We start from the raw sequence: 386 nt of genomic DNA on the forward strand, positions 1-386 counted from the left end.
TATCATTTTAAGCCATTCTAAATGTTCTTTAATCCAAATTAAAGATTTATTAAAAGAATCTTCTTTTGTTTTTACTTTTAAGACATAAATTCTAGCTAAATTTAATTCAAATTGGATTAAAAAAGCTCCAACAGCTTGAGCAAGCTCTTTTAAGTCTTCAGTTTTTATTTTATACTTATCAATTCTTTGTATTATAAGATCAATTAAATCTTGATTATCTGTATGATTTAGCTTTAAATAAAGCTCATTGATTTCATTATATTCTTTTAAACAATCATTTTTAAAAGTATTAGAATGTTTTATGGCTTTTGTAATTTTTGCATAAGCTTTAAGTAATAATTCATCTTGTTTATTTTTATTTAAAGCATTTAATCTTTTAAAAGGTT

The 386-nt window shown here is 21.0% G+C and carries 1 pseudogene; it reads right to left on the bottom strand.

Annotation, left to right across the window (positions count from 1 at the left end):
- Positions 1-386 (bottom strand): annotated as a pseudogene (locus JG676_RS08710) (motility associated factor glycosyltransferase family protein); the annotation flags it as partial.

Origin of the sequence: Campylobacter sp. 2018MI34 (genome assembly GCF_016598975.1) — a bacterium.
In the GTDB taxonomy this organism is placed as follows: domain Bacteria; phylum Campylobacterota; class Campylobacteria; order Campylobacterales; family Campylobacteraceae; genus Campylobacter_D.